A 19,265-nucleotide genomic window follows, 5' to 3' on the forward strand; every position below is an offset into this window, starting at 1 on the left:
CTTTCACCAAGCAATTTCAGTCGTCCGCCATTTAGTTCATTGTCAAGTTTTTAATTCGGTCTTAAAGGAATAAATTTGCCCCTCGACAAATAAAAAAAGCATAGTCATTATGCTCTATTTCCATGTACACACACCGTTTGAAACTGGCATTTTGTTGCCTGATTGCACTTTTTTCCAATTTACCATTGATAAATGGTCAGATAGTCATTAATGAAATCTGCCCTTCAAATGTTACTACAATTCAAAATTCTGACGGTAAATATTCCGACTGGATCGAATTGTTCAATAATGGCGGTACTCCTTTTGACCTCGCTGGTTATGGATTAACAGATGATTTAAATTCACCTTATCAGTTTAAATTCATATCACATGAACTTGCTGCCGGAAATAGTATTCTGATTTTTGCTTCTGATTCAAACAGCAATGCTGTTGTTGATCATTATGAAATGGCTGTAGATGCACATTCAGATTGGAAATATGTTTTAGGCAGTACAGCAATTGATACCAATTGGAGAAATCTCGATTATGATGACATAACATGGTCAACGGGAAATGGCGGGTTTGGATTTGGCGATTTTGATGATGGAACTATGATTCCACCCACAGCATCCGTTTTTATGCGGAAGAGTTTCATTGCTGACACTTCTGAAATTTTGAACGCTATCTTTTTTATGGATTATGATGATGGCTTTGTTGCATACCTGAATGGAGTTGAGATTGCCAGAGCAAATATGGCCGGTACCGGATCACGTCCTCAATGGAATGCACTTGCTAAAAGTGCTCATGAAGCTCAAATGTATCTTGGACTGCCCGCTGACTCCTTTTATCTGAATCCTGCATTTATCAAATCAATATTGATTCATGGTACAAATGTTCTCACAGTTGAAACACATGATGCATTTGCAATTCAAACTGATCTTTCATCAAATCCATATTTGATTTTTGGAATTAAGAATCCGGTTTCTATCTACTCCCCTACTCCTGCATGGTTTCAATCAACACCATCCTCATATTACAATGCTAAATTTAAACTAGGTAAAACCGGAGAAACAATTTATCTCTTCGATCCTTCAGGAAATATTGTGGATCAGATCACTTATCCGGAATTACGAAACGATAATTCTTATGGCAGAATTCCTGATGGCAGTTCAACTCTCTGTTATATGGATGCTCCTACACCTGCAGAAGAAAACAATTCTTCGGTATGTTATTCCGGATATGCTTCTGCTCCGGTCTTTACATTAGCATCCGGATATTATTCGTCGGCACAAAACTTAAATCTGATTACAGGACAGACCGGTGCAACAATTAAATATACAACTAACGGTGACGAACCGGCATCATCAAGTCTTACATATTCCCTGCCGATCAATGTCTCATCGACTACTTCAATTCGTGCAACTGTTTTTGCTCCCGGATTATTACCCAGCAATACGATCACAAATACATACATCATTGGCCAGGATTTTCATCTCCCTGCATTTTGTATTACAACTGACTCTTTGAATTTGTGGGATTATAATTCAGGAATTTATGTGCTTGGACCGAATGCGGATACAGTTTCTCCATATTTCGGCGCGAACTTCTGGCAAAACTGGCAGAAGCCGGCAAGCATTGAATATTTTGACAAGTCAAAAAATAAAATTTTCTCTACAAATGCTGAAATTGAAATCTATGGAAATTACTCGCGCTATAAACCGCAGAAAAGTTTCGAAATAAAACTCAGTGACCGTTATGGCACAAGTGAATTAGTCTACCCATTCCTTTCTGACAAACCTTATGTTACGGAATTCGACCGCTTTGTTCTACGGAATGCCGGTACTGACTGGAATGTAGTCCACTTCAGAGATGCTTTGATGCAACGGTTGATGAAAAACACATATAGTGGATATGTTGGAGCCGAGCCTGTTGTTATGTTTTTAAATGGTGAGTTCTGGGGAATCTATCAGTTCAATGAAAAGCATAATCAAAATTGGGTAAAATCTAATTTTGGTTTTGAAGAAGATGAAATTAATTATCTTGAAATAGAAGGTCAGAATATTATATTAAATGAAGGTAGCGATGATTCTTTTATCGATATGTATAACTATGCAACATCTACTTCTCCGGTATCAAACGATTTTTATGATGAAATGGATGAAGAACTTGATCTGAAAAATTTTGCCGACTATTTTATTGCAGAAACATATTATAACAATGGTGACTGGCTGGGAGAATGGACAAACAACATCAAGCTCTGGAAACCTAAAATCGAAGGTGGAAAATGGAAATACATGTTGATCGATACAGATTATGGCTTTGGACTTAAGGGATCTGTTAACGATAATCGACTGCAAATGGCTCGCTATCCAACTTCTCCCGCTCCGAATCACAATTCAGAGATCTTTGATGCCCTTCTTGACAATCCGGTTTTTAAAAATTATTTCATTAACAGATATGCTGATCTGATGAATACAGTATATCTTCCTGCAAACGTAGAAAACGTAATGAAACAATTCAAAGATTCTATGGCTTTTGATATGGTTGCACATTTTGCAAAATGGGGAAGTGATACAACAGCCTGGAATGGACGAATTGAAAACATGATGAATTTTGCAATTCAGCGTCCTGCCATCACAAGAAATTTTATCAGAGATGAATTCAATCTTACTTCTGATGTATTGTTAACGATCAATACACTTCCTGTCGGTTCTGGAAGAATTGAAATCAGTACTGTTACACCTTCTGTTTATCCCTGGTCAGGAATATATTTCAATGGAAATCCTGTTACGATTACAGCGATACCAAATCCGGGATTTACATTCGACCATTGGACATCAGGTGCTATTCCTGCAGGTAATAACAATCAAAGAGTCACATATAATTTTACTTCAGACGATAATATTGTAGCATATTTTACAGGAAGTCCTGCTCCCGCAGATCTTACAATAAGTGAAATAAATTACAATTCATCACCTGAAATTGATGCAGACGACTGGATTGAATTACATAATTACGGAACTTCTTCTCTGGATATTTCAGGATGGAAGGTTGCTGATGACCAGGAGAATCACAAATATGTTTTTCCTTCAGGAACGGTTCTTTCTCCCGGCGGTTATCTGGTAATTCCTGAAAATACACATGAGTTCCGCGAAGCTTATCCTGATGTAACAAACCTCATAGGTGAACTCGGATACAATTTAAGCAATAGCGGAGAAGAGATCAGGATTTATGATTATAAGGATTCTATTTTTGTGGTGATCAATTACAATGATCAATCGCCCTGGCCTGCAGAAGCAGATGGATTGGGATACACATGTGAATTGCTTGATCCGTTTGGCGATATAAATAATGGTAACAACTGGTATAAAGGATGTTTTGGAGGCTCACCCGGAGCGGAATTTACTTCGAATCTTATGACTGAAATTTTAATTTCCGGAGATTCGGTTCTTTGTATTGGAAGTACGTTGCAATTAAATGCAACAGATTTTTCTGAATATATTTATCAGTGGAAACAAGATCAGAATATTATTCCGGGAGCAAATGCAGAACTTTATATTACATCACAACCGGGCGACTATTCAGTAGAAGTATCTGTTGATGGATGCTCTGCAAGTTCATTGATAAGACATGTTTCCGAAAAACCTTTTGCAACAATAAGTGAGGTAAATTCAGCAAGCCGCTGTGGTACAGGTAGTGTTATGTTATCAGTCGCATCAAACGATTCTGTTTCATGGCTTAGTTCTCCTCGTGGAAATATTCTCGCAACAGGAAATGTGTTTGTTACACCAGATCTAAGTCAGACGACAGCATATTTTGTTCAGGCGGGAATCAGCTGTAAAAGCACGCCTTTGGAAGTTACAGCAACTATTTTATCTGAACCATGCGATCAGCTGGTCTCTATTTTCCCGAATCCTTCAGCAGGAACCGGGATTACATTCTCTTCTCAGGAATTGCTGGAGGGACCTGCTGACCTGACTATTTCCAATGTTGAAGGAAAAATAGTTTTCGTCAAATCCATTATAATATCTAATGATGGAAGTTCTACGATCGATCTTTCAATGCTTGCGGAAGGGATTTATTTCGTTTCTATCAATCAAAACGAAACAACCCTGAATGCAAAGTATGTGAGCTTGCGGCTGTAATTTTGATTGAGGCTGAAATAGGGTTATATAAGTAATTTCATGAGGTATTACAGGATAAAATTGTTTCATTATCTTTGAGGGACCAATTCAAAATAGGCAATTTCTATTCATTCCTTACTCCAAAAAAAATCAACCCAATGAAAAAACTAATAGTTATTGCCGGTGCAATCGGAATTGTCATATTTCAAAGTTGCGGAAGCGATAAAAAAACAGAATCAGAATCAGAAACTGTAGCCACTGAACAACCTACTGTTCAATCTGAAGTTGCAACTACAGATAGCACACAAATGCAAACTCCCGGGCAACCTCTTGAAATAAATTCAACGCAACCTGCTATTAGTTCTGCTCCGGTAACAACTCCGACAACAGCCGCTCCAGCTGCAACTGCAACTGCAGCAGGAATGAATCCGGCTCATGGTCAACCGGGACATCGTTGCGACATTGCCGTTGGTGCTCCATTGAGTTCTCCTGCAAATAAACAAACGACAGCAACTCCTTCAATTACTCCAACAACTCCAACGATAAATAGTACAAGTCCGACGATTACTCCAAGTTCATCTTCACCTCAGATCCAGACTACTCCGGTAGTTAGTCCTGCAGCTGCCGGTCCAACACCTGCCGGAATGAATCCTCCTCATGGACAACCGGGACATGACTGTTCTGTTGCAGTAGGAGCTCCCCTAAAAAAATAAAATATAATTTTTGCAATAATTTTTGCACGGCCCTTAAGGGCCGTGCAAAATTATTGCAAAAATTATATTTTATTTTTTTATCAATTTGATTGTTTCTTCAGGAACATCATTTCTGAAATATTGTAATAGATACAATCCATCTGTATAATTTGACAAATTAATTTCTCCTCTTAAATCTACGTAAGAAATATCTTTAATCGTTCTGCCTGAACTATCAAATACTTTTGCACCTGAGATCGAATCAAAACCTGATCTGTCAATCAATAAATATTTTCCGGCAGCAGAAGGATTTGGAAAAACAATAACTTCTGATTTCAGGTCCATTTCATTTACATCTACAACTGTTCCTCCAAATTTAATTGTGACCATTTGATACAGGAAATTATTTAAAAATTCTGTTGCGCTCTCTCCCGTAACAATAAAATCACCGGCCTGATCACTCGTTAATGAATATAATCTGTCAGGATTGAAATTCGGCGTAGTATAAATATTTTCAAACTCCTGTACTCCTGCAGAAGTATAACCAACTAATACATAATCATAATTTGTCGTAGCACCATCTATTCGCCAGCCGGCTGTTACAACTCTTCCTGTTGATTCGACAATCAGCTCTAAAGGTTCTCTGTCACTTGCTGTCTGATCATAGCTGCTGCTCCAAAGGATACTTCCCGTAATTGTGTGGAAACTTGCTGTGAAATATCTTGCAACAAAACCGGACCAGCCACGACTAATAATTGTAATTGAATTTCCGGGACCATACCGAACCTTCACGCCATATTCAGTGCTTGACGCTGTAGGATTATAGATCGTTCGCCAAAGCAAATTTCCTGTTGCACCATCAATTACAGCTACAACTGTTGCTGCACCTGATGAACCGGTTACAGCTACCAGTCCAATTCCATTCACTGCAATATCTTTTCCTTCGTCAGCAACTCCGGCTGAATCAATTTCAACAGACCACAATCTGTTTCCGGAAATATCAAACCGTTTTGCAACTAATTTACCTGTGGTTCCCGGTCCGGTTTGAGAATATCCAACAACTGCAATGTCACCATTCGGAAAAGATGAAACACTATTTACTTTTGTAATTGCAGATGGAGTTGAATCAATTAGTGCAGTCCATTGATGATTCAACTGATCGTCAAAGTATGCCAGATACCCGCCGGATATTGATGCGGTGCCACATAGAACGACACTACCATCAGTTCTTACAAGCATAGAATTTGCAAACTGAACTCCTGTACTAACATTGTTATACCAGATAGTATCAAGAAAATTTCCTGCAACTGACATTTTAACCAACGTTGGCTGATAGCCTGTTCTTGTTGCATTCGTGTCTGAAGATATGCTTAGGATAAGATTTCCATTCTGATCAAGATCCATTCCTGTCAGTGTATCATTTCTCCAACCCGGTGTAGTATAGTACTTCTCCCACAATAAATTTCCGGCAGGATCATATTTTACAATCGCTACATCAAGTCCATTAGAATAAAGTCTGTCAATTGTTCCGGCGCAGTAAACATTGTTTGTGGCATCAGTACGAACAAACTGTCCTCTCATAATTGTATTTCCAATTCCACTGAACTCCCATTCATTTACAATCGTTCCGGAAGTATCCAGAACAGAAGTGAAAAAATTCTCGTCAACATAGGCAGTGTCTGCTTTAAAACCTCCTGCATAAACATTCCCGTCGTGCACGTCAATTGAAAATCCAATTGAAACATCTGTATTACTTGTTAAACGATAAGTCCATAATGAATCACCTGCAGCTGAGTATTTAACTACATTTAAATTATCAAGTCCGCCATTTCCGAAATGATTTGGTCCGGGATAAATTCCTTTTCCAACAGTATAGATTCCGCCGACTTCATCAGTTGCTATATCAAAGGGAATGGTATTGAAATTATTCACCGGCGAACTCCAGGACTTTCTCCATGCCATTGAGCCATTTGCATCAATCCTATAAACCAGTTGATGAAGAAAATCTGTTCCTGCAATGTATACGTTACCTGACGGATCAAGTGCCATTGAATAAAACTGCTCATCGAAAGTTGTTGTAGAATCTGAATAGATCGTTGCCCACTGTTGAACACCGGTTGGTGAATATGAAAGTGCAAGAACATCAGTTGACGTAATAGTTCCATTTGCAGATTGTCCACCAACAATAATATTTCCATTTGAAGCTATCCTTATTACTTCACCTTTGTCACCGCCTAAAAAGGATGGATTAGTATAAGTCTGCATCCATTCTTCTAATCCTGAAGTAGTATATTTTTTCACAAAAACATTCAATCCCCCTGCTGTTGAAGTATCATAAATAAAACCACAAATAATTGCTTGTTGATTTGCGTCAATAACAATATCACGATCTTCTTCATATCTGTTTCCTGTTGTATTCATCAGATCAACCCATTCGATCTGACCTAAAGGATTGTATTTAATAGTTATTCCATCTCTTGAATTATTGAAAGCATTATACCATCCGGTAATGTAAACGTTGCCGGAACTATCTACTGCAATTCCATTTGGCTGACTTTCACGGTTTCCCGGCAAATTATACAGACTCTCCCATTGCATAATGCCATTGGAATTTAATTTTATTGTTACACATTGATCAAGGTAACTTGTGCCGGTTGCACTTCCAGTCAGATAAACATTTCCGGAAGCATCGACTTCCATGTCTGTTACAAAATCTTCTTCACTTAGTGTCCCATCAAAATAATATTCCCAAAGCGTATCGCCTTGAGCATTATATTTCAGTGCAAAAATATCCTGTGAATGATTTGAATTTTGCGCATAACCGGAGACCACAACATTCCCTTGAGAATCTGCTTTTATCTTAGCAATGCGATCCGGATTTTTTCCTTGCCCGTGAAATGTTGCAAGCCATTCTTGTGGTAATGATTGCGAATTGGAATCAACGGTTAGAAAAATGAATATTAAAATTAATATTGCATGCGGATATTTCCGGTAATTTGTCTTCATAAAATCAGGGTTAGAATAGTACGAAGGTAATTAATAATGAATAATTATTAATTAAAAAAAGGATGCAGCGTTAAACCACATCCTTTCAGGAAAACTTACACGAACAACAAAGAAAATAACCAATTAACATTTTAATTGAATGAAGGGGGACGACTCAATTAAAACGGACCAAAGCAAGCCATCGAAAAATCCGCTCTCACGCAAACGACGGCAAAAAATACAATTAGGGTAGAGAAATCATTTTACTATTATTTTTATTAATGTAAACCTGTTATGACTTAATCTTTGATGGTTTACATAAATAATACGAAGTGATTTTAAAAGGTTGCCTGGGATTTTTTAAATAAAATTCTTCGTTTTTTTTTAAAATTTAAACCTTAGCCCTGCTTTCAATGAAAAAACATTGATCTTTTCGTCAGGCAGCTGCTTGAAAACGCCGGTGAGCCCATAATTAAAGGATGGTTGCACCATTAACTGAAATTTGCGACTGAGTGAATAAAGAAAACTAACCTGACCAACATAATTAGTGTAACTTTTCTCAGTTGAAATTGAATTGAAATTGTTGATCACATAATTCGAATTATCAATTGACAGAACTGAAGTTGCACTTGAAATCAGGGAAAATGAAATTCCGCTTTCCACATGGATGGCAAATTTATTCATCTGAAAATTATAGCCTATAAGAATAGGTATATCAATAATGGAATAATCCGTTTTAAAGGTTGCTGCCAGGGAAACCGGTATCAAAATACTTGAAGTATCCTGGTAAAAAGTTGTGTAAACAGTAGGAACTTGCGAACTATGTTTTGAAATATTCACTCCTGCACCCAGAGTAAAGTTGTTTATGAAATAATTCAATTTCAATCCTGCAATTAATTCCGAATTCTTTGTGCCGGAAGTTCCGCCTGATGATCCCGAAGTTGCAAGACCTTGCTTCATGGTGAACTGAAGTCCGGCAAAAATTTCCACCGCAAATCGTGATGAAAAAGTACTGTCTGTTTTTAAAGAATCATTAGCAGGTACAGCTGAAATTTTACTTTCTGTATTAAGACTATCAGAAAACAAAGAATCCGATTTTACTTTTTCAGTGTTCGCTACATTTTCATTTGTCTGAGCAAGTGGCGCCACTGTCTCATTCGGCTGACTGGCATCAATTGTTGAATCTCTTTTGGCATCACTCAAATCTTTTCCCACGGAAGAATTCACTTCAGAAACAGGAAGAATATTTTGTGACTCTTCTTTGCCTTTTTCAACATTATCATCTGAAACTGATTCTGAAACCTGGCTGCGGTTCTTGTCACTGATCTTACTTTCTCCGGAAATATTATTTCTGGATGCTATCAGGCTTTCATCACTTGCTTTTGTTTCATTGTTGGTTTCCAAAACAGAAGTTTGATGACTATTCTTTCCGGAAAGTTTTTTTGTCAGACTTTTCTTTTGACTTTACAAGATTTTTTGCACCGGAATTATTCGATTTTTGTAATGCAGATTTCATTTCATCAGGCTTGCTATCTGCTAAATCAGATGACGACTTTTTTACATCATTTTTAATAGACAACACTTCCGTTGCTTTTGGTTTCAATTCACTTTTTTCTTCACCGGTTTCAGATTCAGGAATTGAAGAACTTTTTATTTCTTTATCATCATCTATTTTTGACAAATTTGTTTCGTTCTCCTTACTCAATTCTACTTCGGAATTATCCGTAATCTTTGATTCTGTATTTTTTGAACTACCGGCCAACATTGAAACCTCATTTGATTCAATCTTTGAAGGTCCCGACTCAACAATTGAAGTCTTGTTGACATAATTATACCCGCCTGCAAGAATAGCAAGTATTGCAATAACAGAAAGGGAAAAGAAAAGCCATTTCCTGTTATTACCTGATCCTTTTTTAATTAAGCCTTCTTTGACAAGTCTGCTTTCAATAGCTGCCTTCAATTCAGAAGGAACCTGCTGAGTGCCCTTTGCCAGCTTATCTTTAATCAGCTTATCAAATTCATTATTGGCATCCATTGTATTTATTTTACTCTTATTAATGTTTTCATCATTAAATTTTTCTGAAGCAGATTTCTTGCTTTAAATAATTGTGTTTTTGAAGTACTTTCAGAAATATTCAATTCACTTGCAATTTCTTTATGACCCTTTTCATCAATTACATACATATTAAATACAGTTCTGTAACCGAGAGGAAGCTCACTAATGGCCTGAATTAATTCTTCATATGATAAATTATTTATCACGCCCATTGGTTCGCCATCTGAGTCTGCTATTTCATCAGCAACTTCTTCAATTGGTAACGAGGAAATATTATTTTTTTGTTTACGATAATGATCAATACACAGATTAATAAAAATTCGCTTCATCCAACCTTCGAATGATCCGCGTGTTGATTCATATGTATTTAACTTCTGAAAAATCCTGACAAATCCTTCCTGCAAAAGATCTTTCGCTTCATCGCTGTCTCCGGAATATCGCATACAGATATAATACAAGCCGGATGAGTATTTCTCATACAGCTCGGTAAAATGACTCCCTTTACCTTGCAGGCAGCCTTTTATCAGTTCATCTGTCGACATAGAACATAAAAAGTACGGATAAATCTCAAATGGTTGTCCGGTTTTTATAAAATCATAGCCAATCTACTCAATTTTTAATAAATAACCGCTTAATTAACGATTGGAACAAAGAAAATCAATACCGAACACAATTAAAAACATCTTTCTAAATGGAAGAAAAAGGGCAAGCTGACAGGACATTCAATTACAATCGGCTCAGGATTGGCATATTTAAAGACAGGCTTTTATTTAATATCTTGTCCCATCAAATTTTATTTCTAATTTTATAATTCATATATACAGATTTACCAGACAATTTTTTATTATGAATGAAGTTAATTTTTATGAAAATTGATTTAAAGAAAGTATAATATTTTAGTCTTATTCTAAAACATCTAATCATAAAAGGAGTAAATTTTAAGAATCAAATGAAAATCTATATCTCTATATTATTTTTTTATTTCTTAATCGGCCATGCATTCGCAGAAAATGACAGCTTAAGATTTTCTTTTTGCATAAATTCTAACGATTTGAATAACGACAAGATGCCAAGCTATACAAAAAGTATTCAGGTTTTGGATAGTCTAGGAAGGGTGATTCAATCTGAAGAGTTCATGCGTGAAGGTGCTACTATAAATGGAACTTCAACTAATATTCCCGATTCAATTTTTCGGATTACTTCAAGAGATATTTATCAATACGATGCGTTTTCGAACCTGATAAGCAATATACATACCTATTTCAATTTGACAGATTCTGTTATATCACGATTTTTATATCGCTATGATGCAACCGGAAAAAAAATTGCTTCCGAAGATTATCGTTTGTACCCAAACCCAATTGCATTAATGGGTTTTGACACTTCAGGTTATTCAGGCGATAGTATAAATTATTATCTGAGAATGCAGTGGAACGGATTATTGTTTGATACTGCAAATTATTACACTATCAATTACGATTCCCTGAACAGAAGGACAGAAGAACTAAAACATTTGTATAATGGAAGTTTTCTTGGGATCACAAAAAAATTCTGGAGTTATTTGCCAACCGGAGAAATAGACCAGATAATTTCAAAAAACCAATATGGAGACTCAACAAGAGAAAGATATTTTTATAATTCTTTCAATGATATACTATATACGGTGAGTGAAATTTACAATTCAGATTCTTCAGGCTGGGTTTCGCCATACAGATTGGATTATCTGTACGATATAAATAATTTTCCATATAGAATTATTTATATTCCTTGTCTGACACCGGCATGTCTTGATACAATCGTTAAAAAAGAATGGAACTATGATAGTCTTGGACGATTGACACGAATACTTTTAAGTAATTACGAAGGTCAAGCTTACAATATGAATACATATTCATACGATGCTAATGGCGACATGTTTTACACCGAATTATTTTATGACGATGGCGGGCCATGTGGTGCAGGCAGTTATACATATTATTTTTATAATTCCGAACATAGTGTTATACATACTCAACATTCATGGTACTCTTGTTGGTCTAACGCTTCTGATTGTTACTTTTATGATCTCGGAGCAGACTCTATGATGGTTGATATCTGTTATCCTCTGATTTCATGTTCAAACGATACAATTTATCCTGTAGTGATTAGTGCCGGTGGAATAAGCCCACATACTTACCACTGGTCACCAGGAATTCATTTCTCTGATTCTATTGGAACACAACCATATGTTCTAAGCGATACATCCAGGATTTATGCATTAACCGTTACCGATTCGTCCGGAAGAATTGTTTCTGACACAATGAATATTGCTATCTCTATACCTTTTCCAAATCTTGGAACAGACACTGTTTTGTGCACTAATTCAATGATCGAACTTCAACCCGGTAACTTTTACAGCTATGAATGGAGCGACGGAAGTTCTGTTTCATCTTTGCAGCTGACTTCTTCTACAGAAGATTCAATTTATATTTCAGTTATCGTAATCGATTCGTCTAGTTGTTATGGAACAGACTCTGTTCTTGTTTTCTTCAATGATTGTACAGGAATCGATGAGATCCAAAATACTTCGTTCATTTATCCAAATCCTTTCCAGGATAATTTTGTAATTGATTTCAAAGGAATACCATCTCTCTGCTATATTTATTCGCACGACGGAAAACTGATCAAAGCGATAAATTTACATTCAGGAGAAAATTTTATTGAAACGAAAAATTTGGCTTCGGGTATTTATGTTATTGTTATCAATGAAGCGAACAATTCAAAAATGAAATTAATTGTAAAAGAATAACCCCCTTTTCACGATCTTGATGGTTGTCTGAGTTCACTAGGACTCTTTCCTGGTGACAAAGTTTTTGTGACCAGGACAGTGTTCTGGTCACCTCCCAACTCAACTTTACACACAGTTTCAATCCACTCACCAAAAATCTACGATTTCAGCGTAATTATCTCATTTACACTGGTTTTTTATCCTTAGCTTTAGTTAAGCTCTCAGTAAATCTGTTCTTATGAAATCCGGAAATAGAAGAATAATTCCATTGCTAGTTGTAGCATTTTTCATCTATTGCAACTTTTGTAATTCACAGAATACTTTTTTAAAGTCTTATAATACCGGAGACATGGGTTACTGTGTCAGGGAAGCAAATGGAGTTTCATATGTTGCAACAGGATGTACTGATTTTTATTACAACTTCCATTGGTTCAATATGTCGCCAATTGTCAATACAAACATACAGTTGCTAAAAACGATGACTGACGGAACTTTGCTTTGGGAGAAAATATATTCTTATCCTGGAAACAGAAGTCTGGCAACATGGATGGAACATACCTCAGACAATGGATACATTGTTACAGGTCGGACGAATCAGGATCTTATCTGGCCACCTGACAGCAACGATATTATTTTACTTAAGACTGATGACGATGGCAATATTCAATGGTCTAAAATTTATGATACCGGAAAAGATGATCTTGGCTATTGTGTTCAGCAAACTTCAGATGGCGGCTATATCATCTCCGGATTTCACGATTCTATTCCCTTAAGTCTTGAAGGAACAACGTATGCTATTCTTATAAAGACCGATGTTTCAGGAAATGTAATTTGGGAGAAGAAATACGAATTCGCCGTCCGCGATCTTGATACGGGCGAATCATTTCCATGGGTAGTCAGACAAACTAACGATGACGGTTATATACTAACAGGAACAACAGCAGGATCACACGCTGCTGATCTTTATGTTATCCGTACTGATCCAACTGGAAATGTTGTTTGGGCAAAATCATATGAGCACGATTTTACAAATTTCAGATTTTCTCTCGGTCTCGATATTATTGAAAACAGCGCCGGTGATTTCATTGTTGCAGGTGCGTTAGATAAAGATCAATCACTGAATGAATATAATTATCCATACATACTTAAACTAAATAATGCGGGAACAATATTAAACGCTAAATTCTTCGACTCAGCGCCGCCGGAAATGTTTCAATCCGGATTTTCTTCAGTAGAAGAAACACCTGACAATGGATATTTATTTACAGGCATGGGCGGATACAGTAATTTTGGTATGCTGGCACAAATTCTAAAGACAGATTCTGATTTTAATATGGAATGGTCGAGAACATACTCGAATGATGGAATCGCCACTGTAGGAACACGGTCAGGAAGAATGACAACTGATGGTTGTTATATTTTCACCGGTAAAAGACTGAACGATGGAACTATTTTAATGAAAACCGATAATATCGGATTGATCCCCTGTAAAAATCCGGGAACTCTCTTCGAAATTGTTCCGTCCATTCTTGAAGTCGATCGCTTTCCTTTAACATATTCCGGAATAAATTCAATAGATGTTGTCTTAAACACTCAGGTATTTCTCAGCGACACTTCAACTCTTTGTCCCGACACCCCTGTCATATTACCAATCGAATTGCTTACGTTCAATGCACACAGGAGCAATGACAAAACAATTCTACTTCAATGGGAAACTGCTTCAGAGATCAATAACGATTATTTCGAAATTGAAAAAAGTTCTGATGGAATAGCATTTACTTCAATTGGCATTGTTAAAGGTGCCGGAAATTCATCTACGCTCTCCAGTTACAGTTTCGAAGACTTGCATGATGAATCAAACCGTTTAATTTATTATAGACTTGCTCAGTTCGACTATGACAGATCAAAAACCTTCTCAGAAATAATTGCAGTATCAAATCATAACACAGATATTACTGAGATCACTTCAGATTATAACAGAGATAATGAATCAATAGAATTGAGTTTCTCGTCGTCAGTAAATGAAAAAATAACTATAAGTATGATTGATTTACTGGGAAAAGTCTGCTATCAATCGAACCTAACAACAGCATCAGGTTATATAAATTACACACTTGATGTCGGACCACTTGAAAAAGGCATTTACATAATATCAATTTCAAGTAATGCATCCAGAACAAATAAATTGATACTGAATTAATAAAACGAAAGCTTAACATTCAATTGATATCAGGCGGAGAAAAATTCACTGATTTTTTTAAACACTAAGAGCACTTAGTTCACAGAGAGTTCACGGAAATAGCTCTGCTTAATCAGAAGAGAAAATTCTATTAAAAATATTACATTAAAATTACGGTTGTTAATCTACGAAATAGCAACGTTAACCAAATATTGAGAGCAAAAAACTCATTACCTAGAATTACTATTACCTTCGTATTAACAAATTCTCTCTCACCATGAAAAAACAACTACTTATAGTAATTTTTATTCTCGTTTCTTTTTGCACCTATGGACAGGTAAGTTCAATCGTTCCAAATTCTGCTTCCAAGGGTACGACTTTGAGAACTGTAATTACAATGGCGCAAAATGTCCTTCTGTGGTCTAGTCCACCAATGGGCGCAACCGATGTTTATCTTCAACAAGGATCAACAATTATTTATGTTGATGCTTTTGATCCGGCAGTAAATATTTATCCCGGTTGGTTTCAATACTCTGATTCAATGTATGTCGATTGGACAATTCCTGCTAATATTCCCAGTGGATCCTATGATGTTCACGTATTAACATATGATGGATCATTTCCGCCATCCTATTTTGATAATATATTGGCATCGGGATTTTTAATAAACGGGGCAGCAGGAACAATTGAAGGTGATGTCTTTTTCGATTATAACCAGAACGGCCTTCGCGACGGAAACGATTATGCACTCAGAAATCAACGAGTACAGTTAAACCCTGTCAATTTTACTACATACACCAATTCAAGCGGACATTATTCCGCATATTTGGATTCAGGCAATTATACTGCTTCACTTATTCTCGGCAGTTATACTTTAACAACTGCAAATCCATCTTATAATGTCACCTTACCACCATCCTCCACAGGAAATGATTTTGGTGTGTACAATGCTTCAGTTGGATTGTCGCAATCATTTTATGCATGGCATCATCCTATGCGATGTAATGCACTTGGTTATACTTATATATATCAGGGAAATTACAGTCCGATCCCGGTTAACGGAAGTATTACAATGATTCATTCGAACAACATGCCGTTCAATGCTTCGATCCCGCCGCCTGATGTTATTTCAGGAGATACGCTTGTTTGGTATTACAATAATTTATTACCGGGACAAGCTCTGCATATTGGAAATCCTTATATAACATTCAATAATCCACCTGCAGGGCAAACTATCTGGTGGGCCATTTATGACTCGGTATTTGATAACTCGAATACACTGCTTGGCGTTCTTCGAGATACATTCTCATTCGCAGTTTCGTGTGCAGTAGATCCGAACGACAAACTTGTTTCTCCTCAAGGGGCAACTGCACAGCATTACGTTCCGATGAATTCACCACTTACATTCACCATAAATTTCCAAAACACAGGAAATGATACAGCGTTCAATGTTGTGATATTGGACACACTGGACTTTGATCTTGACTTGAGTACATTTGAAGTTTTGGGAAGTAGTGATCCGGTCAATATTCAAATGGACGCAAATGGTGCTATTCAATTCCGGTTCGACAACATACTCTTACCCGACAGCAATATCGATGAACCTGGTAGCCATGGAATGGTCATCTATAAGATCAATCCGAAAGCCGGCCTGACTGATCCAACTCAGATCACAAACACTGCTCATATCGTGTTTGACTTCAATGGTGCTATTGTTACAAACACTTCCTTAACAACATTAAGCAATCTGCAATACCCTTCGGCATCATTCAATGTTGCAGATCCTACCATCTGTCAAAACAGCTGTATTGTTTTCAATGACCAGTCCAGTTCCGGAACAACTTATTCATGGTCGTTCCCGGGAGGTAATCCTGCTTCAAGTTCGAATGCAAATCCGGGAGCGGTATGTTATAATACCGTTGGACAATTTGATGTTCAGCTGATCGTTTCTAATCCGCTTGGCTCTGATACTCTGACACAGATCCAATACATTAATGTTAGCTCCTCGCCTGCAGGTTTGAATGTTACTCAATCAGGCGATACACTTTGGGCTAATGCAGGTTACGATTCTTACCAATGGTTTTATGAAAACGATTCCATTCAGGGAGCTACAGGTCAATATTATGTTGCACCTATAAGTGGTGATTACGGAATTGTTGTTGCCAATCTTAATGGTTGCACATCAGGTGTAAATATTCCTAACGTTATTTCTGCAATAAGCGAAATGATCGACAGCAAAGGGATTTTATTATATCCTAATCCGACTTCAGGAGAATTTGAAATTTCATTTTCAGCTTTCGGAAAAACCAATGCCAGAATTGTAGTAACAAATTCTACTGGTCAGACAGTGTCAGATAAATCTATCGTAGTTAATTCAGGTATAAATAAAATAAAGTTTGACGAAAGTATTTTAACTGAAGGAATTTATTCTGTACAAATTATTTCGACAGAACAAACCATCACTAAGCAATTATTAAAAACTAAATAGTTTAACCAGAAATATGATCAAAAAAAATGTCTCCGGGATCCGGGGACATTTTTTTTGCTTTCAACTTACTCTTACGCTTGTTTTAATCTTAGAGTAAGTTTAAGAGTAAGTTTATAGAAAAGTACCGGCATACTATTTATTGGCTATTAGCTTAGGCCTTCAATCTCACCATTCACAATTCCTATAGTCTTTGCATTTGGTTCTTCAGGTAACCCCGGCATCCTCATGATCTCGCCGATTATGGCTACAACAAATCCGGCACCTGCATTGATAACAACATCCTGAATCGTTAGTGTGAAATCAGAAGGAGCATTTACAAGTTTAGGGTCTTCACTGAATGAATATTGTGTCTTAGCAATACATACAGGTAACCTTAGCCATCCTAAACGTTCAAATTTTTTAAGTTTTGTTTCTGCTTTCGGACTAAAAGAAACCTGCCCGGCATGATAGATCTTCTTGGCAACTTTTTCAATTTTTAGTTTCAACGGATCTACATCATCGTAGGTAAATAATATTGGAGCTGATGGTGATTCTTCAATTACACGAACTACCTCTGTAGCAAGTTCTCTTGCTCCTTCTCCACCTGATTCAAATCCGGAATTTACAACAAATGAAATATGGCGATCTTTACACCATTGTCTGATGTAATCAATTTCATTTTGCGAGTCGAATGGATAATGATTCAGTGAAACAATTATACTTTGTCCAAATGCGCGTAAATTTTCTACGTGACGTTCAAGATTTGGAATTCCTTTCTGCATCGAAAAAAGATCAGGCTTTTTCGTTTCTTCGTAAGCAACTCCGCCATGTAATTTTAGAGCCTGAGTACTTAAAACAAGTACAGTTGCTTTTGGATGCAATCCGGATAACCTACATTTTATATCCATAAACTTTTCTGCACCTAAGTCACTTCCGAAACCGGCTTCAGTAACGACATAATCAGAAACCGATAATGCCATTTTTGTTGCGATCAAAGAATTGCAACCATGAGCAATATTTGCAAATGGTCCGCCATGAACAAAGGCAGGTGTGTTCTCAGTAGTCTGAACAAGGTTAGGCATCAAAGCATCTTTCAGTAAAACAGTAATTGCACCTGCAACACCAAGATCTTTTACTGTAAAAGGAGATTTATCCTGTTTGTAACCGACAACAACTTTTTCTATCCGCGCTTCAAGATCTTCGAGACTGGTAGACAAACAAAAAAGTGCCATTATCTCTGATGCGGGAGTGATATCAAATCCGGTTTCAACGAGTTCGGCTTTTGCTCCTTGTCCGATTCCTGTAATGATGCTTCTCAAAGAACGATCATTTACATCCAGCACTCTTCGCCAAACAATTGAATCAATTTCTTCTGGTTTATGATGATTCTGATATTGATGATTGTCGAGCAAAGCCGAGATCATATTGTTCGCCGAAGTGATCGCATGAAAATCGCCGGTGAAATGCAGATTGATCGCATCCATTGGAAGCACCTGTGCATATCGGCGACCTGTTGCGCCGCCTTTCATACCAAAGCACGGACCCAGGCTTGGTTCGCGTAAAGCGACCGATGCCTTCTTTCCGATCTTATTTAAACCAAGGGAAAGCGATATTGATGTAACTGTTTTTCCTATTCCTGCTTTTGTCGGTGTTATGGCGGTAACGAGAATCAGATTACTGCTTTTAATTTTTTCTTCGTTGATATATGACAAAGGTACCTTTGCAATATATTTTCCGTGTTGAATAATATCGTCAGAATTGATTCCTAATTCTCCGGCAACTTCTGAAATATTTTTCAGTTTGGTTGTGCGGGAGATTTCTATTGCTGAGAGCATTGAAGTTTTGAAGTTTAGTGACCGTTTAGATCAATTATAAGGCAGCGAAGTTAAAAAGGTTAGTCGAACTTAACAGAAGATTAATAAAATACGAGTAAATAATAATTTTAATTATTCAAGCCTTTACATGTGCCTGGTTCAGATAAAAATACCATAATTAATCCCGTAATTTCCCGCATTT

General features: G+C 36.8%; 10 protein-coding genes. 5 read left to right on the forward strand and 5 right to left on the reverse strand.

What is annotated here, in order from left to right:
- Positions 1-122 precede the first annotated feature (122 nt).
- Together IPL24_14045 and IPL24_14050 are read left to right on the forward strand one after the other, a co-directional pair.
- A complete protein-coding gene (locus tag IPL24_14045) occupies positions 123-4,124 on the forward strand; it encodes a CotH kinase family protein (protein ID MBK8364733.1) in 4,002 nt (1,333 codons plus the stop codon).
- 137 nt (positions 4,125-4,261) lie between these two features.
- The gene (locus IPL24_14050; protein MBK8364734.1) at positions 4,262-4,816 is read left to right on the forward strand and encodes a hypothetical protein; all 555 of its coding nucleotides are present in this window, start codon (positions 4,262-4,264) and stop codon (positions 4,814-4,816) included.
- A gap of 69 nt (positions 4,817-4,885) precedes the next feature.
- On the opposite strand, the gene IPL24_14055 is transcribed toward IPL24_14050, so the two are convergent.
- The 4 genes from IPL24_14055 to IPL24_14070 form a co-directional block, all read right to left on the reverse strand.
- The gene (locus IPL24_14055; GenBank protein MBK8364735.1) at positions 4,886-7,801 is read right to left on the reverse strand and encodes an SBBP repeat-containing protein; all 2,916 of its coding nucleotides are present in this window, start codon (positions 7,799-7,801) and stop codon (positions 4,886-4,888) included.
- 363 nt (positions 7,802-8,164) lie between these two features.
- A complete protein-coding gene (locus IPL24_14060; protein ID MBK8364736.1) occupies positions 8,165-9,184 on the reverse strand; it encodes a PorT family protein in 1,020 nt (339 codons plus the stop codon).
- 16 nt (positions 9,185-9,200) lie between these two features.
- Positions 9,201-9,815, reverse strand: a complete 615-nt coding sequence (locus IPL24_14065) for a hypothetical protein (GenBank protein MBK8364737.1) — start codon at positions 9,813-9,815, stop codon at positions 9,201-9,203.
- Positions 9,816-9,820: 5 nt separating this feature from the next.
- On the reverse strand, positions 9,821-10,378 hold the full coding sequence (locus IPL24_14070; GenBank protein MBK8364738.1) for a sigma-70 family RNA polymerase sigma factor: 558 nt from the start codon (positions 10,376-10,378) through the stop codon (positions 9,821-9,823).
- 524 nt (positions 10,379-10,902) lie between these two features.
- On the opposite strand from IPL24_14070, the gene IPL24_14075 reads away from it, so the two are divergent.
- From IPL24_14075 to IPL24_14085, 3 genes are all read left to right on the forward strand, one after another.
- Entirely contained in the window at positions 10,903-12,624 is a 1,722-nt protein-coding gene (locus tag IPL24_14075) for a T9SS type A sorting domain-containing protein (GenBank protein MBK8364739.1), read from the forward strand.
- A 217-nt stretch (positions 12,625-12,841) separates the two neighbouring features.
- Positions 12,842-14,803 carry a T9SS type A sorting domain-containing protein gene (locus IPL24_14080; protein ID MBK8364740.1) on the forward strand — a complete coding sequence of 654 codons (1,962 nt, stop codon included), beginning with the start codon at positions 12,842-12,844 and terminating at the stop codon, positions 14,801-14,803.
- Positions 14,804-15,059: 256 nt separating this feature from the next.
- The gene (locus tag IPL24_14085) at positions 15,060-17,270 is read left to right on the forward strand and encodes a T9SS type A sorting domain-containing protein (GenBank protein MBK8364741.1); all 2,211 of its coding nucleotides are present in this window, start codon (positions 15,060-15,062) and stop codon (positions 17,268-17,270) included.
- Positions 17,271-17,416: 146 nt separating this feature from the next.
- On the opposite strand, the gene IPL24_14090 is transcribed toward IPL24_14085, so the two are convergent.
- The gene (locus tag IPL24_14090; protein MBK8364742.1) at positions 17,417-19,084 is read right to left on the reverse strand and encodes a formate--tetrahydrofolate ligase; all 1,668 of its coding nucleotides are present in this window, start codon (positions 19,082-19,084) and stop codon (positions 17,417-17,419) included.
- Between the last annotated feature and the right edge of the window lie 181 nt (positions 19,085-19,265).

The organism is Bacteroidota bacterium, assembly GCA_016711505.1.
Classification (GTDB): Bacteria; Bacteroidota; Bacteroidia; order AKYH767-A; family 2013-40CM-41-45; genus JADKIH01.

Coding starts and splice junctions, on each gene's coding strand:
- IPL24_14045 (MBK8364733.1), top strand. CDS start 123: ATGTACACACACCGTTTGAAACTGGCATTTTGTTGCCTGATTGCACTT.
- IPL24_14050 (MBK8364734.1), top strand. CDS start 4,262: ATGAAAAAACTAATAGTTATTGCCGGTGCAATCGGAATTGTCATATTT.
- IPL24_14055 (MBK8364735.1), bottom strand. CDS start 7,801: ATGAAGACAAATTACCGGAAATATCCGCATGCAATATTAATTTTAATA.
- IPL24_14065 (MBK8364737.1), bottom strand. CDS start 9,815: ATGGATGCCAATAATGAATTTGATAAGCTGATTAAAGATAAGCTGGCA.
- IPL24_14070 (MBK8364738.1), bottom strand. CDS start 10,378: ATGTCGACAGATGAACTGATAAAAGGCTGCCTGCAAGGTAAAGGGAGT.
- IPL24_14075 (MBK8364739.1), top strand. CDS start 10,903: ATGCCAAGCTATACAAAAAGTATTCAGGTTTTGGATAGTCTAGGAAGG.
- IPL24_14080 (MBK8364740.1), top strand. CDS start 12,842: ATGAAATCCGGAAATAGAAGAATAATTCCATTGCTAGTTGTAGCATTT.
- IPL24_14085 (MBK8364741.1), top strand. CDS start 15,060: ATGAAAAAACAACTACTTATAGTAATTTTTATTCTCGTTTCTTTTTGC.
- IPL24_14090 (MBK8364742.1), bottom strand. CDS start 19,084: ATGCTCTCAGCAATAGAAATCTCCCGCACAACCAAACTGAAAAATATT.